At 39.5% G+C, this 25,272-nt stretch carries 24 protein-coding genes and 1 riboswitch; all 24 genes read left to right on the top strand.

Annotated elements, in window-relative coordinates; genetic code table 11:
• Positions 1-25: 25 nt before the first annotated feature.
• A riboswitch (SAM riboswitch) is annotated at positions 26-128 on the top strand.
• A 50-nt stretch (positions 129-178) separates the two neighbouring features.
• On the top strand, positions 179-1,369 hold the full coding sequence (gene metK / locus EO127_RS00410) for a methionine adenosyltransferase (RefSeq protein WP_127447549.1): 1,191 nt from the start codon (positions 179-181) through the stop codon (positions 1,367-1,369).
• A 295-nt stretch (positions 1,370-1,664) separates the two neighbouring features.
• Positions 1,665-3,845, top strand: coding sequence for a primosomal protein N' (priA, locus tag EO127_RS00415; RefSeq protein ID WP_127448049.1), 2,181 nt, complete (start codon positions 1,665-1,667; stop codon positions 3,843-3,845).
• Positions 3,846-3,853: 8 nt separating this feature from the next.
• The gene (gene def, locus EO127_RS00420; RefSeq protein WP_009353453.1) at positions 3,854-4,330 is read left to right on the top strand and encodes a peptide deformylase; all 477 of its coding nucleotides are present in this window, start codon (positions 3,854-3,856) and stop codon (positions 4,328-4,330) included.
• Entirely contained in the window at positions 4,330-5,307 is a 978-nt protein-coding gene (gene fmt / locus EO127_RS00425; RefSeq protein ID WP_127447550.1) for a methionyl-tRNA formyltransferase, read from the top strand. The genes def and fmt overlap by 1 nt, the downstream gene beginning before the upstream one ends.
• The gene (locus EO127_RS00430) at positions 5,300-6,070 is read left to right on the top strand and encodes a DUF116 domain-containing protein (protein ID WP_127448050.1); all 771 of its coding nucleotides are present in this window, start codon (positions 5,300-5,302) and stop codon (positions 6,068-6,070) included. Before fmt ends, EO127_RS00430 begins: the two co-directional genes overlap by 8 nt.
• Complete coding sequence (gene rsmB, locus EO127_RS00435) at positions 6,042-7,400, top strand: 16S rRNA (cytosine(967)-C(5))-methyltransferase RsmB (protein WP_127447551.1); 1,359 nt, start codon at positions 6,042-6,044, stop codon at positions 7,398-7,400. The genes EO127_RS00430 and rsmB overlap by 29 nt, the downstream gene beginning before the upstream one ends.
• Complete coding sequence (gene rlmN / locus EO127_RS00440) at positions 7,397-8,446, top strand: 23S rRNA (adenine(2503)-C(2))-methyltransferase RlmN (protein WP_127447552.1); 1,050 nt, start codon at positions 7,397-7,399, stop codon at positions 8,444-8,446. The genes rsmB and rlmN overlap by 4 nt, the downstream gene beginning before the upstream one ends.
• Positions 8,443-9,141, top strand: coding sequence for a Stp1/IreP family PP2C-type Ser/Thr phosphatase (locus tag EO127_RS00445; protein WP_127447553.1), 699 nt, complete (start codon positions 8,443-8,445; stop codon positions 9,139-9,141). The genes rlmN and EO127_RS00445 overlap by 4 nt, the downstream gene beginning before the upstream one ends.
• Positions 9,142-9,152: 11 nt before the next feature.
• Positions 9,153-11,057: a Stk1 family PASTA domain-containing Ser/Thr kinase gene (gene pknB, locus EO127_RS00450; protein ID WP_127447554.1), complete on the top strand. Its 1,905-nt coding sequence runs from the start codon at positions 9,153-9,155 to the stop codon at positions 11,055-11,057.
• A gap of 8 nt (positions 11,058-11,065) precedes the next feature.
• On the top strand, positions 11,066-11,926 hold the full coding sequence (rsgA, locus tag EO127_RS00455; RefSeq protein ID WP_127447555.1) for a ribosome small subunit-dependent GTPase A: 861 nt from the start codon (positions 11,066-11,068) through the stop codon (positions 11,924-11,926).
• Position 11,927: 1 nt separating this feature from the next.
• The gene (gene rpe / locus EO127_RS00460; RefSeq protein WP_127068454.1) at positions 11,928-12,575 is read left to right on the top strand and encodes a ribulose-phosphate 3-epimerase; all 648 of its coding nucleotides are present in this window, start codon (positions 11,928-11,930) and stop codon (positions 12,573-12,575) included.
• Between the two features lie 4 nt (positions 12,576-12,579).
• Positions 12,580-12,942 (top strand): holo-ACP synthase, encoded by a 363-nt coding sequence (acpS, locus tag EO127_RS00465; RefSeq protein WP_164742272.1) that lies wholly within the window; start codon positions 12,580-12,582, stop codon positions 12,940-12,942.
• Positions 12,943-12,953: 11 nt separating this feature from the next.
• Positions 12,954-14,543 (top strand): NAD(P)H-hydrate dehydratase, encoded by a 1,590-nt coding sequence (locus EO127_RS00470; RefSeq protein ID WP_127447557.1) that lies wholly within the window; start codon positions 12,954-12,956, stop codon positions 14,541-14,543.
• 39 nt (positions 14,544-14,582) lie between these two features.
• On the top strand, positions 14,583-15,512 hold the full coding sequence (locus EO127_RS00475) for a ComEC/Rec2 family competence protein (protein WP_127447558.1): 930 nt from the start codon (positions 14,583-14,585) through the stop codon (positions 15,510-15,512).
• 42 nt (positions 15,513-15,554) lie between these two features.
• Complete coding sequence (locus tag EO127_RS00480; protein ID WP_127447559.1) at positions 15,555-16,103, top strand: NAD(P)H-dependent oxidoreductase; 549 nt, start codon at positions 15,555-15,557, stop codon at positions 16,101-16,103.
• Positions 16,104-16,193: 90 nt separating this feature from the next.
• Entirely contained in the window at positions 16,194-17,111 is a 918-nt protein-coding gene (locus EO127_RS00485) for an NAD-dependent epimerase/dehydratase family protein (protein WP_127447560.1), read from the top strand.
• Positions 17,112-17,161: 50 nt separating this feature from the next.
• Positions 17,162-18,160 carry a nucleoid-associated protein gene (locus EO127_RS00490; protein ID WP_127447561.1) on the top strand — a complete coding sequence of 333 codons (999 nt, stop codon included), beginning with the start codon at positions 17,162-17,164 and terminating at the stop codon, positions 18,158-18,160.
• Between the two features lie 8 nt (positions 18,161-18,168).
• Positions 18,169-18,657 (top strand): Cys-tRNA(Pro) deacylase, encoded by a 489-nt coding sequence (gene ybaK, locus EO127_RS00495; protein ID WP_127447562.1) that lies wholly within the window; start codon positions 18,169-18,171, stop codon positions 18,655-18,657.
• Between the two features lie 2 nt (positions 18,658-18,659).
• The gene (locus EO127_RS00500; protein WP_127447563.1) at positions 18,660-19,364 is read left to right on the top strand and encodes a viroplasmin family protein; all 705 of its coding nucleotides are present in this window, start codon (positions 18,660-18,662) and stop codon (positions 19,362-19,364) included.
• A 98-nt stretch (positions 19,365-19,462) separates the two neighbouring features.
• On the top strand, positions 19,463-20,914 hold the full coding sequence (locus tag EO127_RS00505; protein ID WP_127447564.1) for a glucose-6-phosphate isomerase: 1,452 nt from the start codon (positions 19,463-19,465) through the stop codon (positions 20,912-20,914).
• A gap of 11 nt (positions 20,915-20,925) precedes the next feature.
• Positions 20,926-21,906, top strand: coding sequence for a UDP-glucose 4-epimerase GalE (galE, locus tag EO127_RS00510; RefSeq protein WP_127447565.1), 981 nt, complete (start codon positions 20,926-20,928; stop codon positions 21,904-21,906).
• 19 nt (positions 21,907-21,925) lie between these two features.
• The gene (locus tag EO127_RS00515) at positions 21,926-22,663 is read left to right on the top strand and encodes a hypothetical protein (RefSeq protein WP_164742241.1); all 738 of its coding nucleotides are present in this window, start codon (positions 21,926-21,928) and stop codon (positions 22,661-22,663) included.
• A gap of 59 nt (positions 22,664-22,722) precedes the next feature.
• Positions 22,723-23,958, top strand: a complete 1,236-nt coding sequence (locus tag EO127_RS00520; protein ID WP_127447567.1) for a type II secretion system protein GspD — start codon at positions 22,723-22,725, stop codon at positions 23,956-23,958.
• A 74-nt stretch (positions 23,959-24,032) separates the two neighbouring features.
• Positions 24,033-25,268, top strand: a complete 1,236-nt coding sequence (gene glyA / locus EO127_RS00525) for a serine hydroxymethyltransferase (protein WP_127447568.1) — start codon at positions 24,033-24,035, stop codon at positions 25,266-25,268.
• The last annotated feature ends 4 nt before the right edge of the window (positions 25,269-25,272 follow it).

Below are 25,272 nucleotides of genomic sequence, written 5' to 3' on the forward strand. Positions count from 1 at the left end.
ACTAAGTATTATATGTATGATACAAGTCTCATCAAGAGTAGTGGAGGGAGAGGCCCTTTGAAGCTACAGCAACCATTCCTTAGGGGAGAAGGTGCTAAATCCAACGATCTTTGATCGGAAGATGGGGATATGATTCCTCATCTTGTGATGAGGAATTTTTTTATTGGAGGTTTTATTCATGGCAGAAAAACATGTATTTTTCACTTCTGAATCTGTAACAGAAGGTCATCCAGACAAAATTGCTGACCAAATTTCAGATGCTGTATTGGATGCTATTTTAGAAAAAGATCCAACAGCACACGTTGCCTGTGAAACATTAGTAACTACAGGCCAAGTTCATGTAGTAGGCGAAATTACTACAAAAACGTATGTAGATATTCCTCATATTGTTCGTGATACAATTCGTGAAATCGGATATACACGTGCAAAATTTGGCTTTGATGCGGATACTTGTGGCGTTAATGTAGCGATTGATGAACAATCTGCGGATATCGCAATGGGCGTAGATGAAGCATTGGAATCTCGCGAAGGCGGCAGTGATGCGTTCGATAAAATCGGTGCTGGTGACCAAGGTATGATGTTTGGTTTCGCATCTAATGAAACTGAAGAGTTAATGCCTATGCCTATTAGCTTAGCGCATCGTTTATCTCGTCAATTAACAAAAGTTCGTAAAGATGGTACATTGCCTTACCTTCGTCCAGATGGTAAAACACAAGTAACAGTAGAATATGTTGATGGCAAGCCAAAACGTATTGAGACTATCGTTATTTCTACACAACATGGTCCAGAAGTATCCTTGGAACAAATCCAAGCAGATATTAAAAAATACGTGATTGATCCAGTGCTTCCAGAAGGATTCATTGATGAAAATACTAAATATTTCATCAACCCAACTGGTCGTTTCGTAATCGGTGGTCCACAAGGTGATGCTGGTTTGACTGGTCGTAAAATCATCGTAGATACGTATGGCGGTATGGCTCGTCATGGTGGTGGAGCTTTCTCCGGTAAAGATCCTACAAAAGTTGACCGTTCTGCAGCATATGCAGCTCGTTATGTAGCTAAAAATATCGTGGCAGCTGGTCTTGCTGATAAATGTGAAGTACAAGTAGCTTACGCAATTGGTGTAGCGAAACCTGTATCTATCATGGTGGAAACATTCGGTACTGCAAAAATCGAAGAAGAAAAAATCTCTGCATTAGTAAGCAAACATTTTGATCTTCGTCCAGCAGGCATCATCGAAATGTTAGACTTGTTGAAACCACATTATAAAAAAACTGCTGCCTATGGTCATTTCGGTCGTACAGATGTAGACCTTCCATGGGAACGTACAGATAAAGCAGAAGCACTTCGTAAAGAAGCTGGTTTATAATCGGTAAAAGAATTGTCATTCGCTTTTGAATGATACATATATAGAGGATAGAGACGCATGTCTTTATCCTCTATTTTTGTTATTCCAGTATTAATTATAAGAGTTTAGGTTATCTTGTAGACATTTCATATAGAGGATGGGATTAGTGTGCCAACTCATTTGCTTCTGTACCCTCATATATATTCGCCTTAAAAGAAATGCCATGACGTGAAAATGTGTAGGACTAGGGTATGAAATAGTATGAATCATAGGTATAAACGTGGTATAATGAAGAGTGTTTAGTCAGGAGGTTATGATGCGTTTAGGTGAAATTATTATCAATCGTCCTGCGAAACAATTGAATAAACCTTTAACCTATGAAATACCTGACTCATTCGGGGACGTACCTATTGGAACTCGTGTGGCAGTTCCCTTAGGAGCCTCCAAAGAAGAGGGAATCCTTGTAGGTTATTGTGACATAGAAAATCCGCCATTTGTGATTAAACCCATATTAGCCGTGTTAGATCCAACGCCTTGGTTTTCATCGGAAATGCTGAGTACAGCTCGTAAGCTAAGTGAGTATTACCTATGCACCTTTGCAGAGGCATTAAGCTTATTTACTGTCGATAAAAGTAAATTAAAATCTTATGACAGACCCAAAATGGAATGGCTTGTGCCTAAGGATTCCTTTCACATAGAACTATTCGGAGTGAGGAAACAAAAGCAGCGTTTGTTGGCGAAATATTTAGTAGAGCATGGAGCAACTTCGGTGAGTGCCTTGCGACTGGCAGGATTTAGTTTGCCTGTCATTAAGCAAGTAAAAGAATCTTCTCATATCGATGTAGAATGGCGCTATGCAATGACGAAAACACGGTATGAAGAAGTTGTGGATAGTATAGACATTCCTTTGACAGAAGCTCAGCAGTCTGTATATGATCCTATTCAGGAATGCATTGCTAATCATACAAATAAATCCTTTTTGCTACATGGTGTAACAGGTAGCGGAAAAACGCAAGTGTATCTAAAAGCTGCGCAAGAAACGATTCGACAAGATAAGATTGCTATTATTTTAGTTCCAGAAATTGCTTTAACGACGCAAATTGTAAGACGATTTGTAGAAAAGTTTGGCCAAGAAGTTGTGGTCTTCCATAGTCAGTTAACAAAATCAGAACGTTACAATAATTGGGAGCGATTACGCCGGAAAGATAGCCATATTATCATAGGTGCCCGTTCTGCCGTGTTTGCCCCCACAGAAGATATTGGTCTCATTGTAGTCGATGAGGAACATGATCCATCCTATAAGCAACAGGATATGACTCGTTACGATGCACGTATGGTTGCTAGATGGCGCAGTGAAAGTCATCAATGCCCAATTATATTTGGCTCCGCCACACCGTCTATAGAAGCCTATTATTTAGCTAACCAAGGTATGTATCAGTTACTATCTTTGGAACATCGAATTTTTCATCAACCAATGCCTAAGGTAAATGTTGTGGATATGAAAGAAGAAATGTTCTATGGGAATTACTCAGTATTTTCTATGGCGCTAGATACGTTAATCCAAGAAACACTACAGAAACGGGAGCAAATGATTCTCTTGTTGAATCGTCGAGGACATAGTACCTTTGTGATGTGTCGAGATTGTGGTAAACCTATCCAATGCCCTCACTGTGATATCTCTATGGTGTATCATCAAGCGGGACAAGACTTGCGTTGCCATTATTGTGACCATCATGAAAGGATACCTCAAATCTGTCCTCATTGTGGTAGCCGTAAAATTAAATTTTTCGGTACAGGTACACAAAAGGTTGAAGAAGAATTAGCGAAACGATTTCCCCAAGCTAGAATTGCTCGTCTAGATCAAGATACGACATCTAAAAAGGGTGAATCACAGCGTATTTTGGAAGCCTTTGGTGCAGGCCAATATGATATTTTATTGGGCACGCAAATGGTGGCAAAAGGACATGATTTTTCAAATGTTACCGCAGTAGGAATTATTACAGCTGACTCTGTTTTGCACATTCCTGTGTATACGGCCTCTGAAAGAACGTTTAATTTACTAACGCAAGCAGCTGGCCGTGCTGGTCGTGGTGATAAACCAGGAAATGTTATAGTACAAACATATAGTCCTGAACATTATGCTATTCAGCATAGTATGCATCATGATTATGTTAGCTTTTATCAAAAAGAAATAGAAGCTCGAAAAGCCTTGTTGTATCCACCCATCGGTGAAATGATACAAATAACCTTGTTGGATGAAAAGCTTTCAGTAGTGCGAACAAGAGCGACAGAATTAGTCAATACGTTGCGCCAGACTTGTGTAGGTCAGCGCATAGATATACTAGGGCCCTATGAAAATGGTGCCGCAAAGATACGAGATATGTATCGACTTTGTATTATGATCCGTGGGATTGATTTATCAAAAATAAAATCATACATGTATCATTCAGATATATTTACATTGCCCCATATCTATATAGATGTGGATCCAGTATAGGAGGGAATATGGCAGTTTTAGAAGTAATGAAAACAGGGCATCCTGTGTTAAAACAAATAGCGGAACCAGTAGAGTTTGTCAATAAAAAGATTCGTCAATTATTAGATGATATGGCAGAAACGATGTATAAAACAGATGGTGTAGGCTTGGCGGCACCACAAGTCAACGTATCCAAACGAATCATTGTCTTAGATGATGGAAATGGTTTAATTGAAGTCATCAACCCAGAAATCGTGAAAAAAGAAGGTTCTCAAGTAGGCTTAGAAGGTTGTTTGAGCGTACCTGAACTATTTGGCGATGTAGAGCGATACGATAAAATTGAAGTACATGGTATCAATCGAAATAATAAAAAGATTAAAATTAAAGCAGAAGGATTTTTAGCGCGTATTTTTCAACATGAAATTGACCATTTGAATGGCATTTTATTTGTGGAAAAGTTAGTGAATCCCAATGAGATTTTTATCCATAAAAAGGAACAACAATAATGAATCCATTACGTATAGTTTTCATGGGAACTCCAGATATAGCAGTTCCTACATTACAGGCTTTAATCGACAGTTCCCACTCCGTAGTAGGTGTTTTTTGCCAACCCGATAAGCCGAAAGGTCGAGGCAATAAATTGCAAATGCCACCGACGAAGGAATTGGCGTTACAGCATGATATTCCTGTGTATCAACCGAAATCCTTACGCAATGAGGAAGCAGAGGAATTGTTGCAAACTTTGGCTCCTGATATTGTCGTAGTTATTGCGTATGGTAAGATTTTACCTTCTTGGCTCATTCATCAGCCTCCATTGGGATGCATTAATTTACACGCCTCTTTACTACCTAAATTTAGAGGTGCAGCGCCTATCCAATATGCGATTCTTCATGAAGAGTCAGAAACTGGTATGACGATTATGCATATGGATGAAGGATTAGATACAGGTGATATTTTGCTAATGGAACGCATTCCAGTGACAGAAGAAGATACATCTGGTACCATTTTTACCGCCTTAGCACAATTAGGGGCACAAATGATTGTACCAGCCGTAGATGCTTTACAAGCAGGTACATTAACTAGAATCACTCAAAATCATGAAGAAGCCATTGAAACAGGAAAAATTACGAAAGAGATGGGGCATCTCAATTTTACAGAACCAGCACATACATTAGCTGCGAAAATTAGAGCTTTCAATCCAAGCCCGGGATGTTATACATTCTTAGCGGGAAAACGGATTAAGTTCTGGCATGCAAAAGTTGACCCTACCTCTAATTATGCTCCTGAGCATTTACAAGGAACTTGTGGCTATCCTAAAGAGGGTACTATAGTGAATGTAGATAAAGAATCTTTCAGTATTTTCACTGGTCATGGTGTCTTACGTGTCACTGAAGTGCAGCCAAATAATAAAAAGCGAATGAATGCTGGTGATTTTGCTCGTGGTCATCAGTTAGCAGTAGGAGCTTGCTTTGGCGATGAATAAATCCTATCGTCTGTATTTAACGGTGACAGCTGTAGCCATGCTATTGATATCAATGGTATGGGGTTGGATTGTGTGGATGATGCATCCTAGCTTGTCTCAATGGGGACCTGTTGCAGGGCTTATCGGAGAGAGTGGACTGCTACTACCCATATTGATAGGGTGGTCCATGTGGATATATATGGCATTAGTTACAATGTACCCTATACAACATCCGATTCTACTGCGACTGTCTAATCGTGGGTTATATCTTTTATTTCCGTTGGTAACAGTCTTAGCTAGATGCTTTGGATATACCAAGGATGAAGTGAGTCAATCCTTGATTGCGTTAATCAATCATCTTGTGAGCACTCAAGTATATCGGGTGGAACCAGAGCGATTATTACTACTCACGCCGCATTGCATACAATTATCTAGTTGCGTACATAAAGTGACTACAGATGTGCATAATTGTAAGCGTTGTGGTGGGTGCCAAGTAGGAACCTTGCTAGATATTGCAGATACCTATGGATGTCACTTTGTGGTCGTTACAGGTGGTACATTAGCACGTTTGAAAATCAAAGAAATTCGTCCTCAAGCCATTGTAGCAATTGCCTGTGAAAGAGATTTAGTCAGTGGTATGGCAGATGTGTTTCCCATTCCCGTAATAGGTGTCTTAAATGAACGACCTTGTGGTCCTTGTTGTAATACGAGAGTCAATACAGAAGACATTAGACTTGTCATAGAAAGGTTACTATATGGAAACGAAACAAAAGAAAGAACATAAAAATATTCGGCGCCTAGCTATGAAAGCCTTGGTAGATATACATAGAGATAAGAAGTATGCCAATATTGTATTGCCTCAGTATATGATACAAGAAAGACTAGAGGATCTAGATCGTAGATTCTTTACAGAGTTGGTATATGGTGTGGTACGTCGCCAAAACTATTTAGATGCGGTTATTGTTCACTTCACAAAGAAACCAGTAAAAAAACTATCTCCGTTTGTTTTAGAGATTCTTAGACTTGGTGTATACCAATTACTCTATATGGATAAGGTACCATCTAGTGCTGCTGTGAATGAAAGTGTAAAACTGGCGAAAAAAGTAGCACCTGGTACAGACCGTTTTGTCAATGCAGTACTTCGTAATGTAGACAGACAACGCGAAGATATTGGTGTAGATACCCTAGCTACTTCAGAAGAGGAACGGATTTCCTATATTTATAATCAACCTCTTTGGCTAGTCCGTTTATGGATGGACCAACGAGGGATAGAAGAAACGATGGATCTCTGTGAGTGGTTCAATGAAACACCTTTATTAACGGCACGAGTGAATACATTACGAATCAGTCGTCAAGATTTATTAGAAGAGCTTTCACAGGCAAACTGGGTGGTAGAGCCAAGTCATATGATTCCAGATGCAATTATCATTAAAGCTCATAAAGGTCAATTGCAGGAAGCAAAATGGGTGCAAGAGGGATTGATGACATTTATGGACGAAGCATCTATGGCTGTGGCTTACGCAGTACAACCTCAACAACATATGCAGATTTTAGATACCTGTGCAGCACCGGGAGGTAAAACATTGCATATGGCAACCCTAATGAACAATACAGGAACCATCGTAGCTACGGATATTCATGAGCATAAGGTAGAACTGTTACAGGCAAATGCCAAACGCATGGGGATGTCTAATGTACAGACTCAACAAGGTGATGCTACAGTAAAAGAGGCACAATGGAAAGATTCTTTTGATGCCGTACTTGTAGATGCACCATGTTCAGGCCTAGGAATTTTACAGAAGAAACTAGATATGCGTTGGCGAAAAGAGGAATCCCAATTACAAGAATTGCCAAAGTTACAGCAACAAATATTGCAAAATGCAAGTTCCTATGTAAAAGTAGGGGGACACTTGGTGTATTCCACATGCACTATAAATACTTTGGAAAATGAAGGGGTTGTGGAAAGATTTTTACAAGAAAACCCTAATTTCGTCTTAGAAGATGTGGCTCCACTGTTGCCGTTTGCAGCAAAAGGCCCTATGGTTACTTTATTGCCACACGTATATGATATGGACGGATTTTTTATAGCCCGTTTACGTAAGGAGAGAGCATGATAGAATTAATTGGACTTTCATTGCCAGCTTTAAGTAAAGTTGTAACAGATGGAGGGTTTCCCAAATTCAGAGCGAAACAGATTATGGATTATATCTATCAACGTCACGTATTCTCTATGGAAGATATGTTACAGCTTCCACAGACAATGCGTGAATGGCTTACCACACACTGTACGATTACATTACCTACGGTGGTGCGAGAATCTACTAGTTCTGATGGAAATACAAAAAAGTTATTGCTCAGATATTCTGATGGGCATCAAGTAGAAACAGTACTGATGAAGCAACATTATGGCAACTCTGTGTGTTTATCTTCCCAAGTGGGATGTGCGATGGGATGTATCTTTTGTGCATCTACTACAGAAGGTTTGTTCCGGAATCTAACAGTAGCTGAAATTGTAGGTCAGTTATTACTCTTTGAAAGCATCATCAAAGAAGAAGTGCACTCTATCGTTGTCATGGGATCAGGAGAGCCATTACAAAACTTCGACCATACCATGGAAGCATTGCAATTTATTCATGAAAAAGAAAGCTTTAATATAGGTTATCGTCGTATGACGGTGTCCACTTGTGGATTAGTACCGAATATTTATCGTTTTGCGGAACTGGGCTTGCCTATCACATTGGCATTATCCTTGCATGCTACGACAGATGAAAGTCGAAAGAAAATTATGCCTATAGGCGCCACCTATGCGTTACAAGACGTGTTAGATGCTGTGGCGGAGTATTATCGACGGACGGATCGACGTGTGACCTTTGAATATATTTTGATTAAAGATGTGAATGCCTCTGAAAAGGAAGCTCATGAACTCGGTATGATTGCAAAAGAGTTTCCACATTGTAATGTCAACTTAATTCCTGTCAATGGAAATGAACATATTAATTTATATAAACCGTCATTAAAAGCTATGCAAGAATTTAAGTCTATTGTCGAATCCTACGACGTGTCTGTGACGATTCGTAAAGAAATGGGTGATGAAATTCAAGCAGCTTGTGGACAGTTGAAAATACAACATCAACAATCTTTGAAAGAAGGGATGTTATGATTAGTTTAGGAATCAGTAAAACTGGATTAGTTCGCCAACGTAATGAAGACCGTTTTTATGCCCAAGGGCCACTACTCATTGTAGCAGATGGTATGGGCGGCTATACCGGTGGAGAATATGCTAGTACCATGGTAGTCGATACTATTGTAGAAGTAGTCAATGAGTCTACTGAAATATCTACCGAAGTATTAGAGAATGCTATTTTAAAAGCAAATCGCATGGTCTATGAAAAGAGCCAATCCTATAAGGAGTTGGAAGGTATGGGGACCACAGCGGTTGTTGCGTATGTTCAAGAAGATACCCTGTATTGGGCTCATGTAGGAGATAGCCGCTTGTATCTGTATGGACAAGAAGGTTTACATCGGATGACAAAAGATCATTCTATGGTGCAGCAATTAGTGGAAGCAGGTACGATTACTGAAGATGAAGTGATTCATCATCCGAAACGAAATATGTTGACTCGAGCCATCGGAGTGTATGAAACTGTAGAAGTAGATACAGGCGTAGTTGAAGTGCATCAGAATGACCGTATCCTATTATGTAGTGACGGTTTATCTGGTTATATTGAAGAGTCTAAGATTGAACAAGTACTTTCAGAAGAGAATAATGAAAGTAGAGCTTTGGAAGATTTAGTGCACCTTGTGTATGATGCGGGAGCACGAGATAATGTAACAATCGTACTTGGACGTATATAAAGAGGTGACTTATGGATAGACATACATTAGTAGGATTGGTCTTTGACCATCGCTATGAGGTACAACAGAAGATAGGCGTTGGTGGTATGGCCGATGTATATCGTGGGAAAGATACACTATTGGGACGACCTGTGGCTATTAAAATTCTGCATCAAAATTTTGGTAGTGATCAAGATTTTGTAGCTCGTTTTAAACGTGAAGCGCAAGCAGCAGGGAAACTAAATCATCCGAATGTAGTGAGCATGTACGATGTTGGATTTGATCAAGGCTTTCATTACATTATTATGGAATATGTATCTGGATGTACGTTGAAAGAATATATTCAGCATCATGGTGATCAGGTGACAGTGCAAGAAGCGGTAAAAATTACAGTAGCTATTGCAGAGGGTCTAGAGCACGCCCACATGATGGGTATTGTCCACTGTGATGTAAAGCCACATAATATATTGATTACTGATTCTGGACGTGTGAAAGTGACGGATTTTGGTATTGCTAGAGCTATTAACTCTGCTACCACTATGATGTATACCAACTCTGTCATGGGGTCAGCTCATTATATTTCCCCAGAACAAGCTAGCGGTAAGAGCATCAATGTGAGCACAGATATTTATTCATTAGGGGTTGTCCTTTATGAATTATTAACGGGAGAAGTTCCTTTCAGAGGGGAAACACCTGTTAGTGTAGCCTTACAACATGTGAAAGATCGTGTGGTGGCACCGCGAATCAAGAATCCTATGATTCCACCACAATTAGAGCAAGTAGTATTGATGGCTCTAGAAAAAGAACCAGGCAAACGTTTTGGATCCATTTCTGAAATGATTCAAGCCTTACGTATGTCATTAGGCTATCGTGGTGGTACTTCAGCACGACCAATGCAGCATGATTTTGCGACACAAGTGTTGCCACCTATGGAAGCAGACGTTATGGAAGAAGAGGATGAACCACAAGAAGGTATATTGGCAAAATTAGGTAGTTTACCACAAAAATATGTGATCGGTGGTGCCGTGTTTGCCTTCTTATTAGCCTTTTTATGGGCATTTTTGAGCTTTGGTAACTTCTGGAGTAACTCTACTGTGGACGTGCCGAATGTGGTAGGTAAACAGTTAAGTGTAGCTACGAGATTATTGGAAGAGCGACATCTTCGAGTCTCTAGTTCAGAAGTAACTAATTCGGATGTGCCAGCAGGACAGGTCATTTCACAAAGCCCTGAACCAGGGGAATCTGTAAAAGAACAACGTATGGTACATTTAGTTGTCAGCAAAGGTGCTGGAGATATTACGATACCGGACTTGCAAGGTATGAGCTTTGATCAGGCTAGAGAAAAATTAAAAGCCTTAGGCTTATCGATTGGTAAAATATCTTATGAAAGTGATTCTAGTAAAGACGATGGCGTAGTCATTAGCCAAGGCTTGCAAGCAGGAGGTAAAGCCTCCAAAGGGGCTACTGTAGATATTACGATTAATCAAACTAAGTCGACTACCGTAGAGATTCCGAATGTTGTGGGGATGACCATTAAAGAAGCAAAAGAAGCCTTAGGAAATTTAGGTTTAAGTATTAGTAAGATTTCTGGATCCAATGAAGATTCTGCCGTTGTTACAGCTATCAGTCCTGCGCCAGGTTCTTCGGTGAAACGGGATGAAAGCATTACATTGGTGGGACAACCAAAAGATGGCAAAAAAGATGAAGCTAATGCGAAACAAAGTGGTACTACTAAAGGTGTTGTAGATGTGACGGTACCGAATGGACGTGCTTCTCAACATGTGAAATTAGTAGTCATCGATGATGATGGTGGACATGTTGTCTATGATGGCACTAATGCGCCAGGAGACCGCATTGTGAAAAGTGTATCTGGCTCTGGTAATGTACGAGTTCAAATCTACTTAAATAATGCATTAGTACAAGAGCAATCCTTATAGGAGAGACTATGAAACAAGGTGTTGTAATTAAGAATATGAATGGCTACTTTTATGTGCAAACTCCAAGTGGAGACGTACATGAATGTAAGGTTCGAGGACGGTTAAAGAAAGAACGATATTCTCTTTTAGTAGGGGATACGGTGAGCATTACAGACGATGGTTGGATTGACTCTATTGAAGAGAGAAGAAACTCATTACGTAGACCAGCTATTGCCAATATTGATCAAGTCATTGTAGTAGTGGCCGCACGAGAGCCAGATATTCATCCTTTATTATTGGATCGTCTATTAGTGATGATTCATCATAGTCATATACATCCCATACTAGTGATTAATAAATATGATTTACATACAGAAGACACAGTGAAACTGAAATCTATCTATGAAAACATCGGTTACACTGTACTCTGTACATCGACGTATACTGGTGAAGGTATTGATGAGTTACGCCATGTATTACATGGTAAAATCAGCGCCTTTGCCGGCCCTTCCGGGGTAGGTAAAAGTAGTTTGCTCAATGCAGTGGATCCGAACTTTGCCTTTCAAACAGGAGCGGTTAGCGATAAGATTAAACGTGGACGCCATACAACGCGCCATGCCTCTTTATACAGTTTAGATGAAAGTTCATTTATTATGGATACACCAGGCTTTTCAGCTCTGGATCATACTGGGATGGATGTGGAAGAGTTAGTGCACACGTTCCCCGAGTTTGGTGACCATGATGGAGGATGTAAATTTAGTCCTTGTTCCCATAGCCATGAACCAATTTGTTCTGTAAAAGATGCCTTAGCTAATGGTCAGATTAGTGAACAGAGATACCAGTCCTATTTGACCATAAAATCAGAACTTGAAGATCAAAGGAGACGATAAAATGATTCAAATTGCCCCATCTATGTTATCGGCAGATTTTTCTAATTTACGAGAAGATATTCGTACCATTGAAGAAGGTGGTGCGGACTTATTACATATTGATGTGATGGATGGACATTTTGTGCCAAACCTTACATTTGGCGCTCCTGTGGTAAAAGCGTTGCGCCCACATACGAAGTTGCCTTTTGATGTACATTTAATGGTAGAAAATCCAGGGGATTATGTAGAAGAATATGCCAAGATAGGCGTTGAGTATTTTACCTTTCATTGGGAGGCGGTACCACATGCACATCGCTTGATTCAAGCTATCAAAGCTACTGGTATGAAAGCCGGTGTTTCTCTAAATCCATCTACGCCAGTATCTTTATTGGAAGATATTGCAGAAGATCTCGATTTAATTCTAATTATGAGTGTCAACCCAGGATTTGGAGGTCAATCGTTCATTCATAATGCAGTGAAAAAAGTAAAACAAGCTCGAGAATTATTGGATTCCGTAGGAAATACAAAAGCTGTTGTAGAAGTAGATGGTGGTATTAACTTGGAAACTGCTCCACTAGTGCGTGAAGCAGGAGCTACTTTACTAGTGGCTGGCTCTGCTGTATTCGGAGCAGAAGATAGAGCGATGATGATTGCCAAATTACGAGGCTAATATGATTCGAGTAGGTACAGATATTATCGAAATTCATCGTATGGAACAAGCTATTGGACGAGATAATTTTTTACAGCGAGTATTTACGGACTATGAACGAAACTATGCATGGGGACGTAACAAACAGGCAGCAGCATCCTTTGCGGGCATCTTTGCAGCTAAAGAAGCTTGTGTAAAAGCCTTGGGGACAGGATTTCGCCACGGTTCTTGGCAGGATATCGAGATTACTCACGATGCATGGGGGGCACCAGTTCTTACCTGTATAGGCTATTTTGGACAACAAATGAAAGCCTTAGGATATGAAACGATGCAAGTTTCTATTAGCCATTGTCGTGAATATGCTACGAGTACTGTCATTGTATATTAGAGGATAGACCTATGCGACTATTAACACCAAAGCAAGTTAACATAGTAGATCAATATATTGAAAGTTTAGGGCTTCCAGTATCTCATTTGATGGAACAAGCAGGACGATCTGTGTTTGAGATCGTACATAGATATATACAAGAAATAAAGGGGCCTAAGGGAGTTTTATTTCTTTGTGGCATTGGCAATAACGGTGGTGATGCCTTAGTGGCAGCACGTTTTCTCACAGAAGTGCCTGAAGTGACTCCTTATGTTGTTGTGTTAGGTAAGCCCAAAGACGGCTCTTCATTGTTTCAACAACAATGGAAAGTAGTAAATACCTTAAAAGATACTATTACGATTGTGACTGATGAGATGATGCAGTCTAATGGGAGTCTAATACCCTCCCATATATTACGAGATGTAAGCATTGTGGTAGATGGTGTGTTTGGCACAGGCTTTCACGGTGTATTACCAGAACAAATAGCATCTATTTTTGAACAATGTAAGGAATGGCGATCTAATAGCGAGACAAGAAAATGTATTGCCATTGATATTCCTAGTGGTGTAAATGGCTTAACAGGAAATGCTGACATCTCTTCATTCATAGCAGATGAAACAATTACGTTGTTAGCTCCCAAAGTGGGAATGCTTTTCTATCCGGGAAGAGAACATGTAGGACATATGAGTATCGGCAGTATCGGATATCCTTTTCCGCATCATGCATTGTGGAAATCGGATCATAATTGGACAGAAATCTATTGGAATAACGCAGAGTCCTTGCATGTAGATTCCCGTTCTCCAATTGCTCATAAAGGAACTAATGGTCACGTCTATATTGTGGGGGGATCTCCAGGGATTTATGGGGCACCTATATTAAGTGCTGAAGGAGCTTTACGCAGTGGAGCTGGAAAAGTCACTATACTGTCTGGTACAAATGAGTTAGATGCATTGCGGTCCTTGAGTCGCCCTGAAATGATGATATGTAGTAGTGATGTAGAACAACTAGATGGGAATAGTACAGTAGTCATTGGCCCTGGTGGAGGCAGAAGCAATAGTGATAAGAAACATTTACTTCAATGGATGCAATCTGTTACAGAAAGCCACATGGTAATTGATGCAGACGGACTCATGGAGGTTGCTAGTCATCTATCAGTGTTAAAACAGATTTCATGCTCATTAGGTAAAGAAGAGCGGGTGGCTGTCCTAACACCACATTTAGGTGAATTTTCAGCTCTTACAGGAAAAAGTATAGGAGAGCTTAACAAAAATCTCATTGGATATGCTAGTACCTTTGCGAAAGAGCATAGTGTGTATGTTGTCCTAAAAGGACAACCAACGATTTTTGCGACTCCATTTGGTAGAGTATACATAACGACAACAGGTAACCCCTATATGGGAACTGGGGGCATGGGTGATGTATTGGCTGGTGTTGTTGGTTCTATGTTAAATCAAGAACAAAACCCGATACATGCTATAAATGTTGCTATATATGCACATAGTCGTGCTGGAGATCTAGCACTAGAGGATTGTGGTCCAGGCTTTACTCCTACAGAGGTTGCACAACGAATTGGTCGTGTACTACGAACAATCGATGGATACAAGCCAGTTTTACCACTGTAATAACTGTTGTAATATATAGAGGTTAGAAAGTATTTACATATGAAAAAAACAATATATAAATATCTACTTTTGTTAGGTGTGTTGGTGGTAGCACTACTAAGTCTAGTAGGTTGTGGAAAAGAACTTTCACAGGTGAATGCAAACTCTGCAAAGGCAGAAGTTAGTCAATCTACGCAAGCACCAACGGGAACCATGAAGGTTCATGTATTGGATATCGGACAAGGAGATGCAATTTTACTCCAAATTGGGGATAAATTTTCTATGATCGATACTGGTGATATTGAACATAGACCACAGGTGGTAGCCTTATTAAAAAAATATGGTGTGAAAGAATTAGAAAATGTCATTTTGACACATCCTCATGCGGATCATATTGGCGGTTTCTATGCCATAGCCAAAGCAATCCCTATTAAACATGTCTATGATAATGGTATCGAAATCGATAGTGGAACCTATAGAACCTATCTAAAAACAATAGATACAAAACAGATTCATCGTGAAACACTCCATACAGGTGATCGTTTAGATTTAGGGAATGGAGCGTATTTTGAGGTTTATGCCCCATGGAAAGGGGAGGTGATGACTGATAAAAAAGGTGAAGTTCATCAAAATAATAACTCCATTGTAGGTAAGCTGACATTTGGTAAATTTTCTATGCTTATGACTGGTGATGCTGAAAAAGAAGAAGAAGCACGCCTTATCAAAGAGCAAAATACGAAAATGTCTAGTAAAATCTTAAAAGTTGGACACCATGGTAGTAATGGTTCTAGTCAAAAAGATTTTATTCGTTCTGTTCGACCAGAAGCCGCTGTTATTTCTGCTGGATTACATAATTCTTATGGACATCCAGGGGAGAAAGCTATGGCACGTTTATTGGAAGAACATGTAGATATCTATCGTACAGATACGATGGGAACTATTACCATTCGTACAAATGGGACAGATTATGATATCCAACGAGAACGATAATAGAGTGTACTTATAAGTATCTAAATTAGGGGAGGTATAGAAATGAAAAACATTTTAATTGTAACAGGTCATACCCATGAAGAAAGTTCTGTGGCAAACAAAGAGATTCTGGCGTTGCTTAAAGAAAGATATCCTAATGCTGAGTTTGATCGTTTGGAAATGCTTTATGGAGATTACAAGATCAATGTAGAAGCAGAACGTGAAAAACTGTTATGGGCGGATACGATTGTGATCCAGTCTCCTCTATTTTGGTACTCTTTGACATCACTTATTATGAGATGGTTTGAAGAAGTATTTGCTTATGGTTGGGCTTATGGAGCAGATACTTATGCAGTAGCCGGTAAGGATATGGTCGTTGGTCTTACAGCTGCTTGTGGAAATGATGAATATGCGTTGCATGGTGATAAAGGCATTACCATTGATGAAATATTTAAAACTTGTGAAGCCACTTGTAAGTTCTGCAAAATGAATTTTAAAGGTGGTGTCTTCACTGGTAATATGCTGTATACAGGTGAAGATGCACAGCTACAAGTGATTCATACACAAGCAAAAGAGCACTATGAACAATTAGTTCAGTATATAGAAGCTTAAGGAAGGTATAGGTTACATACTATTGCACTAGATTAAATACGGTGTATAATTTACATTATTAAGACAGTCATTGATACAGGAATGAGGAATATGAATATAATTGTAACAGGCGGTGCCGGTTTCATTGGATCACATCTAGTAGATCGATTGATTCAAGAGGGACATCGTGTACTTGTCATTGACAATTTAAGCAGTGGATTGCGGACATTTGTGAATGAACAAGCTGAATTTTTAGAACTAGATATACGAGATACAAAGATACATGATGTGTTTACAAAATTTCAACCAGACTATGTATTTCATGAGGCAGCGCAAACAGTAGTAGCAGAATCCATGGTACATCCAACAGAAGATTGTGATATCAATCTAATGGGACTGTTGAATTTATTACAAGCCTCTGTTAAAGTGGGTGTAAAAAAATTCCTTATGCCCTCCTCTGCTGCGGTATATGGTGATTTAGAGGTATTACCTTTGACAGAAGAATTGGCAGGAGTCCCTCGTTCTTGCTATGGATTGACAAAATTAACTACGGAAGGGTATTTGCGGATTTACCAAGAATCCTTTGGATTACCATATATTTGCTATCGCTATTCTAATGTATATGGACCACGTCAAGGCAATGGCGGTGAAGGTGGTGTTGTTAGCATTTTCTGCGAACATGTGGCAAATGGTGAATCCATCAAAATTTTTGGCGATGGTGAGCAAACACGTGACTTTGTCTATGTAGATGACGTAGTGGAAGCCAATATATTGGGATTAGACAATGATGTAACAGGGGTTATCAATGTGAGTACAGAAACTGGGATTTCTGTAAATGATTTAATCAATACATTAGAAGATATTGCTGGCACTACTGTAGAACGTCATTATGAAGAACCGCGCATTGGTGATATTAAACATTCTTTATTGAGCACTGCGAAAGCAAAACAATGTTTAGGGTATATGCCGAAATGGACATTACAAAAAGGACTGGAAAATACCTATCACTATGTGAAAGATAATAGATAACATCATAAGAGCTTTGCGCAGGCAAAGCTCTTTGTTATTGAGGAGGAACTATGCAAATTAATGCAGCTGTATTGGAAGTATTCGACTTTACGTCGTCTATGTCTGCCTATTCGGATCATTTGATGAATATTGAAGAACCAGAAATACAGAGCTATCTTGAAATGCATGTGATGAAAGCATTGCAGGACCCTGGTGCACGAACCGGATATATATCTGATCAAACACCATGGGGGAGAAAAGTAAAACAATTGGAGAATAAAGAAGTGTCTTTGGTAGAGTTTGGGAAAGACTTAGGAGATACCTTGTTTACATACATGGCACAAGCGATGGACCCTTGTGTACTGGATATGATTGTCTGTGAAGCTCAAGGAGAACAAGATTATCTTTGCATCTTACTTTGCAAAGCTCATGATGGGTATACACATCAACTTTACTCAGAAGAAGATGGTTCGTTAGCAACAAAATTGGTAGAACATCGTGTAGTATTACCTACAGTAACACAAAAATTATATGCTTTTGTGAGTATTAAACTCTCTGATATGTCCATACGCCTCTTTGAACCGAAAGGCGAATATGATGGAGAGAAAATGCACTTTTTGGAAAAACGAATCTTTCAAGTTACTACCAATCCATCTTCTAAAGATACAGTGAAAAAAGTGCGTACTGTAGTGGATCGAATTTCTAAAGCTCATGAGCAAGATGGTGTGGCAGCTATGGCTAAAACAAAGGAGTTGCTAGCGAAGAATGCAGAAGTATCTGACACATTAGAAGCACGACATATTATTGAACAAGTATTTAGCACGAACCCCATTCAGCGAGAAGCAGCTATGAAAGAACTCGCGGAGGAAGATTTACTTGAGCCATTACCAGTGAGTCGGACCTATGCTACTAAAGTGGGGAAGCAACATAAAATTAAAACGGATACGGGTATTGAACTTTCATTTCCTGTAGAGTATATGAATGATCGTGAATTTATAGAAATTTCAACGAATGAAAATGGTACCTTGCGTATTGAATTAAAAAATATTTCAAAGATTACCAATAAATAGGAGTTCCTATGAGTAAAAAAGGACATAAAAAAACAAATGCATTACGCATTCTAGATACCCACCATATTGACTATGAAGTGTTCACCTACGAATGGTCAGAAGAACGTGGTGCAGGTGTACATGTGGCTGAGTCTTTGCATATTCCACCAGAACAAGTATTTAAAACACTTGTAGGAAAAGGTAATGTAACAGGTCATGTAGTATTCTGTATTCCTGTAGAAGGGGAATTAGATATGAAACAAGCGGCACGAGTGAGTGGTAATAAATCGGTAGAACTCATAGCGGTAAAAGATTTATTACCGTTAACAGGATACTTACGTGGCGGTTGCTCTCCATTGGGGATGAAAAAAGCATTTCCTACTTTTTTTGATGATAGTATTAGCTCCATTCCTATGGTTTATGTCAGTGCAGGCCTTAGAGGAATGCAAGTGAAAGTCAATCCACAATCATTAGTAGACGTGGTAGGTGGCACTGTGGCACCACTGACAATGGGGTAAATATGGCAAAGAAATATTATGCTGTTCGAGTAGGACACAATCCAGGAATCTACGTGACTTGGTCTGACTGTGAAGTGCAAGTCAAAGGCTTTCCTGGTGCGCAGTATAAGTCATTCCCTACAGAAGCAGAAGCAAAAGCCTATATGGGTACCGTAAGTGTAGCTAATAGTTCGATTGTCAAACAACGGGGAACAAGGAAAACATCGGGTGGTACTTCCAAAAAAATGAGCGTAGGGGAATATCTTAAGACACAGACGGATGACATAAGCCAAATAGTGGAGTCAGATCCTTGTGAAGTTCGCGCTTTTATCGACGGGAGTTTTGATAAGCGAAAAGGTGTGGTTGGCTCTGGAGGGGTTATCCTTCTTGATACAGAAGAAGTAGAGTTTTCTCTTTCCAGTACAGATCCAAATCATGTGGCATATTGGAATGTGTCTGGGGAATTATTAGCGGCCCTTCATGTAGTGGACTATGCATTAAACCATGGATATACTTCATGTTCCCTCTATTATGATTATATGGGCATTGAAATGTGGGCCACAGGTAGATGGAAGACAAATAATCCATTAACAACTAATTATGCGAAGCGAATGAAAGAAGCCAGCAAACAACTTCGTATCGATTTTCATAAGGTAAAAGCTCACTCGGGTATTACTTATAACGATCGTGCAGATGCCTTGGCAAAAAAGGGTACTTTACTAAAATAACACTGGTAGGAAATTTCTTGTAAAATTCCTTTAATCTCTCCATGATTTGATGTACAATAAAAGTACAATTACAATCATACTGTACATAGGAGGAAACTATGAAACGGATTCAATTAGACTCTGGTTTTGTTTATGATTATACAAATATGATGTTGCCTGGCGGTGTGACCGAAGCAGATGTAACAAACTTAAGCACTGTTATTTCTGATGCTTTATCAGCAGCGGAAGAAACACGTCATCATGGTGTTGTGAAAGGTCATTTATCTAAAGATGGAGACCCTGAATTGGTGTTATTCCCGCAATTACCATATGTAGTGGAAGGTCATATTAATAACCCAACAGTGATGGCTAGATTAGATGATTTAAGAAACAAGAAAGTAAGCACTGTGGTAAGCTTTGGTATTGGTGGCTCTTTCTTAGGTGGGAAAGTACTATTTGATGTACATTGTGGGGAGTTTTGGAACTCCATGAGTGATGAAGAGCGTAATTATCGCCCACGCATGTATTTTAGTGGCAATAATGTTGACCCTGTACGTACCCAAGAATTAATCAAGCAATTACAAAGAGAATGGAAAGAACAGCAATTTTTAGAAGACCATGCTCATGTACCTAATGAGTATAAAGTGCTGTTGGTACTGATTTCTAAGTCTGGTTCTACCATTGAACCAATGACAAACTTTATGATTGTTAAAGAAGCCTTAGAAGTAGCTATGATTGATTATGAAGTATTGGTTGTGACGGATCCTAGAGAGGATGAAAAAGAAACTTTACTTCATAAATTAGCGGTTGCAGAAGGTTGGGGAGATTCTATTTTCGCAGTACCAGATGGTATCGGTGGCAGATTCTCTGTATTCTCTGAAGTAGGATTAGTTATTGGAGCCTTGTTAGGTTTTGATATTCATGCCTATTTAGAAGGTGCTAAAGCCGCAGATATAGCAGCTCAAGAGCAAGATGTGTGGAAAAATCCAGCCTTGTTAAGTGCTGTATTAAAATATATTGGTTCTGAACAATATGGTCGTCATATTGAAGTATTTATGCCTTATGCGGATCGTTTGAAGTCCTTGTCTGAATGGTATGTACAATTGTTAGCGGAGTCATTGGGTAAGGAAAAGACCGACAAAACTGGTCATTATGGTCGTACTCCAATTGTAGCGGTAGGTACTACCGACATGCATGCACAAACACAGGAACATCAAGAAGGACGCTATGATAAAGTTGTGTCTTTTATCGATGTAGAAGATTGGCATGTCTCTTTAACAGTGCCACATATGTATGACCAATATAGTAAATTGGAAGCTCTAGCAGGTCTTGATTTAGGGTTTATCAATCGTGCTGCCTTGGCATCAAATGCAGAGTCCCTAGCCAGTGATGGACGATTTAATGGAACCTACCAAGTGCCAACGATGAATGCTTTCCACTTGGGAGAGCTTATGTTTACGATGTGTTGGGCTATCTATTTTGAAGGTCAATTAGCCGGTGTGGATGCTTTTAACCAACCAGGCGTAGAAGTGTATAAAAAATTGTTAGGACCTAAACTTTCAAAAGCATAGGAGAAGTAAGAATGAATATTTTAGTGACAGGTGGCGCAGGATATATTGGTAGCCATACAGTACGTGCTCTATTGGGAGCAGGTCATACAGTGGTGATTGTGGATAACTTATCCAGAGGTCATAAGGAGTCTATTCCGGCAGGGGTACCATTCTATGAAATGGATATTACAGACCCTGCATTAGGTGAGGTTCTTGAAACACATCACATTGATGGTATTATGCACTTTGCAGCACACTCTCAAGTGGGCGAATCCATGGTAAATCCATCAATCTATTATGAAAATAACGTAGTAGGTTCCTACCGTTTGGTAGAAACAGCTCGTAAACATGGAGTGAATCGTTTGGTATTCTCTTCTACGGCAGCTGTATATGGTGAACCAGAAGTCGTGCCTATTACAGAAGATGCAAAATGGAATCCAACGAATGTGTATGGTCGTACCAAATTGATGATTGAAGATATGCTTCGTGATTATAGTAATATCTATGGATTTCAATTTGTAGCACTGCGTTATTTCAATGCAGCCGGTGCTGATCCATCTGGTGAAATTGGTGAAGATCATACACCAGAAACACATCTAATTCCGCTTATCATCGATGCAGCCCTAGGTAAGCGTGAATCCATCACTGTATTTGGTACAGATTATGATACAGCAGATGGTACATGCGTACGTGACTATGTACATGTAAATGATTTGGCATCAGCTCATATTTTAGCTATGGAATATCTTTACAATGGTGGAGAATCAGACGTATTTAACTTAGGTTCAGGTAATGGTTTCAGTGTAAATGAAATTGTAGCGGCTACTAAAGAAGTGACAGGTGTAGATTTCCGTGTTGATTATGGTGAACGTCGTGCTGGTGATCCAGGCACGCTGATTGCATCTTCTGAAAAAATCCATGCAAAATTAGGTTGGAAACCTGTTCATAGCACAGTACAAGAAGTGATTCGGGATGCTTGGAATTGGCATCAATTACATCCTAAAGGATATTAATCGTATATAGGAGGGCATGATGAAAGTTTCATCTACGCAAGACCTCTACAATTACATAATGAAGTATATACGTACACACGGTCGTCTCGTTTTCGGGGCGACCGTTTTATTGTGCCTCATTTGTTATCTAGGTTGGAGAGAGTCTGCTTGGTCAGAAGTAGAACATTTAGAAAGTCCTATGCAGGTCCATCGTGAAAAGGATGTAATAGGACAAAATAAAAATGTAAAAGCTAATAAGGGGGTAGAAGATACCAAAATTAAATTAGTAAATGGTGATAAAAAATATAAAGGGCGTCAACAAGAAAAAAATTCTCCTCTAGAGGAAGAGTCAGCTAAGGGGAAACTTGTTTTTCCTATACGGAATGTAGTACGGCCTTATTCATTATTAGATACATTTGCACAGGAGTTAACAGGTGCTAGTCCAAAAGCTGTAGTAGGTGCAGATACTAATAACATGGGCAACATGAAAAGGAAAGGAAACGGTAATAAAAACAGTATGGAAGGATATTCCGCCCATACCTATGGCGATAATACAGATAGAAACATGTATGAGAGACATGCAGTAAAGCCTGTAAAAGCGGTGCAAGTACAATTGTTGGGGATTATACAAGGAGAGGTACCTGTAGCTGTGTTAGATATTAATGGAAGTACTCATACTGTGTATGAAGGAGATGTAGTTGATGGTGTGCAGGTGTATATGATTCATGATACAAAGGTACAGATTCAAGTGAATGGTTCTGTGCAGTGGATAGAGTAAATGAGGGGTGAAAATACTAAGTAGAATACAAGGTAGAAATATAAAGAAAGGAGATACTTATGCTGATTAGAACATTAAAATATCTTAGAAGGAAGGTAGAAATTTCTATCTATCAACCTATGTATCGATGGGGGATAGCATATACATTAATAATGGTACTCTTAGGAATCATTCCAGTAGAGGCAGTACATATTATGGCCAAAGATATGCCGTTACGAACATTGGTGCAAACCATAGCTAGAACGGAAAAACTTTCAGTGGTTGGATTAGATACATTAGAGGGGAAGGTTACCTTAGAAGTACGAGAAAATTCTGGGAAAGAGGCCATTAACAAATTGGGCTCACAGTTAGGTTTTTTAGTCTATGAAGAAGGTGGAACATTTATTGTAGAAGGACGTCATGAAGAAAAAGAACGACGACATGTGCGGAGAATCGTAGCAGAGACGGCCACTCCTGAAGAATTGAATAATCTTATTCAGACCGTAGTTCCCAAGGAACATATACAAGTGATACGAAGTACCAACGAAGTCATCTATTACGGAACCGTTCATGAAATTTTAGAAGTTGAAAAAGTACTTGGATCTTGGCATACCACCCCGAAACAGGTTCAGTTAGATGTGGCAGTATTGGCTATGGAAAAAGGCTATGCTAAAGAACTTGGAATACAATGGTCATTTCCGGGGTTACAAAGTTCAGGACTTTCTATGCATGGAAAATCTGAGTCTGGTATAGAAGGAAATGTGCATATCGGCCATGTTCCCAAAGGGACATCGTACTCTTTTTTAGCCCATCCGGAATTGTCTGCTAAAGAAGGAAGTAGCCATATGGCATTGATTGCAAGGCCTAGTATTGTGGCTGTTAATGGAGAGGAAGCGGCTATTTTAATTGGTGAACGTGTGCCGGTTACAGTAGAATCCATTCAAAATGGTGTGACGAGAACCAGTATTCGCTATGAAGAGGCAGGTATACGACTACGATGCAAACCCTATGTGTTACAGGGAAATCACATTGATACCATTGTAGAAGCGGAAGTGAGCAACCCTACGTTAGTACCTGAAATGAAAGCCTATCGTATTACCACGCGACAAGCAAAGACGAGAGTACGCATACCTAATGGAGAAACATTGGTTATTGGTGGATTGATGGATCGACGTACCATGCGCCAATGGCAAAAGGTGCCGATTTTGGGAGATATTCCTCTTATTGGGAAACTATTTCAACATAGTCGTAAAACAAAAGATGAAGTAGAATTATATATTTTAGTTACTGCCAGGGTAATTCCGGAAATTCCCTAATTTGCCTTGCAAAAGGTGGGGATTATTACTATAATAAAGGATAGATTGAAATGTTTCTTTCACAGGAGGTTACCATGAGCTATGTAAAACAGCAAGACCCTAAAGTTCAAGAAATGATTGAATTAGAGTTGGGTCGTCAACGCAACAAATTAGAAATGATTGCATCGGAAAACTTTGTGTCTCAAGCTGTGATGGAAGCACAAGGTAGCGTATTGACAAATAAATACGCAGAAGGATATCCACATAAACGTTATTACGGTGGATGTGAATATGTCGACATGGTAGAAGAGTTGGCTATTGAAAGAGCAAAACAACTGTTCGGCGCAGAACATGTGAATGTACAACCTCATTCTGGCTCTCAAGCGAACTTTGGCGTATACTTTGCATTATTAGAGCCAGGTGACACTATTATGGGTATGAATTTATCCCATGGTGGACATTTAACACATGGATCTCCGGTGAATGTATCTGGTAAGTATTTTAATATTATTCCTTACGGTGTAGATGCAGAAACAGGTCGCATTGATTATGATGAAATGCGTAAAATTGCACAAGAGCATAAGCCTAAAATGATCATTGGTGGTGGCAGCGCCTACTCTCGTCAAATCGATTTCAAAACAATGGCGGAGATTGCTCATGAAGTAGGAGCTATTTTCATGGTAGATATGGCACATTTTGCTGGATTAGTGGCAGCAGGATTGCATCCAAACCCTGTGGAGTATGCTGATATTGTAACTACTACTACACATAAAACATTGCGTGGACCACGTGGTGGCATGATTATGTGTAAAGAAGAATATGCTAAAGCGATTGATAAATCTATCTTCCCAGGTATTCAAGGTGGTCCTTTAATGCATGTCATCGCTGCTAAGGCAGTAGCATTTGGTGAAGCTTTACAACCAGAGTTTAAAGAGTATGCTAAACAAGTGATTGTGAATGCTCAAACATTAGCAGAAGAGCTACAACAAGAAGGCTTTACTATTGTATCTGGTGGTACTGATACGCATGTATTATTAGTAGACCTACGTACGGTTGGCTTAACTGGTAAAGTAGCTGAACATGTATTGGATGAAGTGGGTATTACATGTAACAAAAATACAATCCCATTTGATCCAGAAAGTCCATTTGTTACATCTGGCATCCGTTTAGGTACACCAGCATTAACAACTCGTGGTTTGAACGCAGAAGATATGAAAGAAATTGCAAGCATCATTTCTTTAGTATTGAAACAACCAGAAGATGCTGCTGTATTGGCAGAGGCAAAACAACGTGTAGCAACACTTTGTGAAACATATCCAATGTATGCTTAATTAA

It is taken from the genome of Veillonella sp. 3310 (genome assembly GCF_003999875.1).
Lineage (GTDB): Bacteria > Bacillota > Negativicutes > Veillonellales > Veillonellaceae > F0422.

Bases quoted from the DNA above. Each gene is read 5' to 3' on its own strand.
- metK (WP_127447549.1), top strand. From the start codon at position 179: ATGGCAGAAAAACATGTATTTTTCACTTCTGAATCTGTAACAGAAGGT.
- priA (WP_127448049.1), top strand. From the start codon at position 1,665: ATGCGTTTAGGTGAAATTATTATCAATCGTCCTGCGAAACAATTGAAT.
- def (WP_009353453.1), top strand. From the start codon at position 3,854: ATGGCAGTTTTAGAAGTAATGAAAACAGGGCATCCTGTGTTAAAACAA.
- fmt (WP_127447550.1), top strand. From the start codon at position 4,330: ATGAATCCATTACGTATAGTTTTCATGGGAACTCCAGATATAGCAGTT.
- EO127_RS00430 (WP_127448050.1), top strand. From the start codon at position 5,300: ATGAATAAATCCTATCGTCTGTATTTAACGGTGACAGCTGTAGCCATG.
- rsmB (WP_127447551.1), top strand. From the start codon at position 6,042: ATGGAAACGAAACAAAAGAAAGAACATAAAAATATTCGGCGCCTAGCT.
- rlmN (WP_127447552.1), top strand. From the start codon at position 7,397: ATGATAGAATTAATTGGACTTTCATTGCCAGCTTTAAGTAAAGTTGTA.
- EO127_RS00445 (WP_127447553.1), top strand. From the start codon at position 8,443: ATGATTAGTTTAGGAATCAGTAAAACTGGATTAGTTCGCCAACGTAAT.
- pknB (WP_127447554.1), top strand. From the start codon at position 9,153: ATGGATAGACATACATTAGTAGGATTGGTCTTTGACCATCGCTATGAG.
- rsgA (WP_127447555.1), top strand. From the start codon at position 11,066: ATGAAACAAGGTGTTGTAATTAAGAATATGAATGGCTACTTTTATGTG.
- rpe (WP_127068454.1), top strand. From the start codon at position 11,928: ATGATTCAAATTGCCCCATCTATGTTATCGGCAGATTTTTCTAATTTA.
- EO127_RS00470 (WP_127447557.1), top strand. From the start codon at position 12,954: ATGCGACTATTAACACCAAAGCAAGTTAACATAGTAGATCAATATATT.
- EO127_RS00475 (WP_127447558.1), top strand. From the start codon at position 14,583: ATGAAAAAAACAATATATAAATATCTACTTTTGTTAGGTGTGTTGGTG.
- EO127_RS00480 (WP_127447559.1), top strand. From the start codon at position 15,555: ATGAAAAACATTTTAATTGTAACAGGTCATACCCATGAAGAAAGTTCT.
- EO127_RS00485 (WP_127447560.1), top strand. From the start codon at position 16,194: ATGAATATAATTGTAACAGGCGGTGCCGGTTTCATTGGATCACATCTA.
- EO127_RS00490 (WP_127447561.1), top strand. From the start codon at position 17,162: ATGCAAATTAATGCAGCTGTATTGGAAGTATTCGACTTTACGTCGTCT.
- ybaK (WP_127447562.1), top strand. From the start codon at position 18,169: ATGAGTAAAAAAGGACATAAAAAAACAAATGCATTACGCATTCTAGAT.
- EO127_RS00500 (WP_127447563.1), top strand. From the start codon at position 18,660: ATGGCAAAGAAATATTATGCTGTTCGAGTAGGACACAATCCAGGAATC.
- EO127_RS00505 (WP_127447564.1), top strand. From the start codon at position 19,463: ATGAAACGGATTCAATTAGACTCTGGTTTTGTTTATGATTATACAAAT.
- galE (WP_127447565.1), top strand. From the start codon at position 20,926: ATGAATATTTTAGTGACAGGTGGCGCAGGATATATTGGTAGCCATACA.
- EO127_RS00515 (WP_164742241.1), top strand. From the start codon at position 21,926: ATGAAAGTTTCATCTACGCAAGACCTCTACAATTACATAATGAAGTAT.
- EO127_RS00520 (WP_127447567.1), top strand. From the start codon at position 22,723: ATGCTGATTAGAACATTAAAATATCTTAGAAGGAAGGTAGAAATTTCT.
- glyA (WP_127447568.1), top strand. From the start codon at position 24,033: ATGAGCTATGTAAAACAGCAAGACCCTAAAGTTCAAGAAATGATTGAA.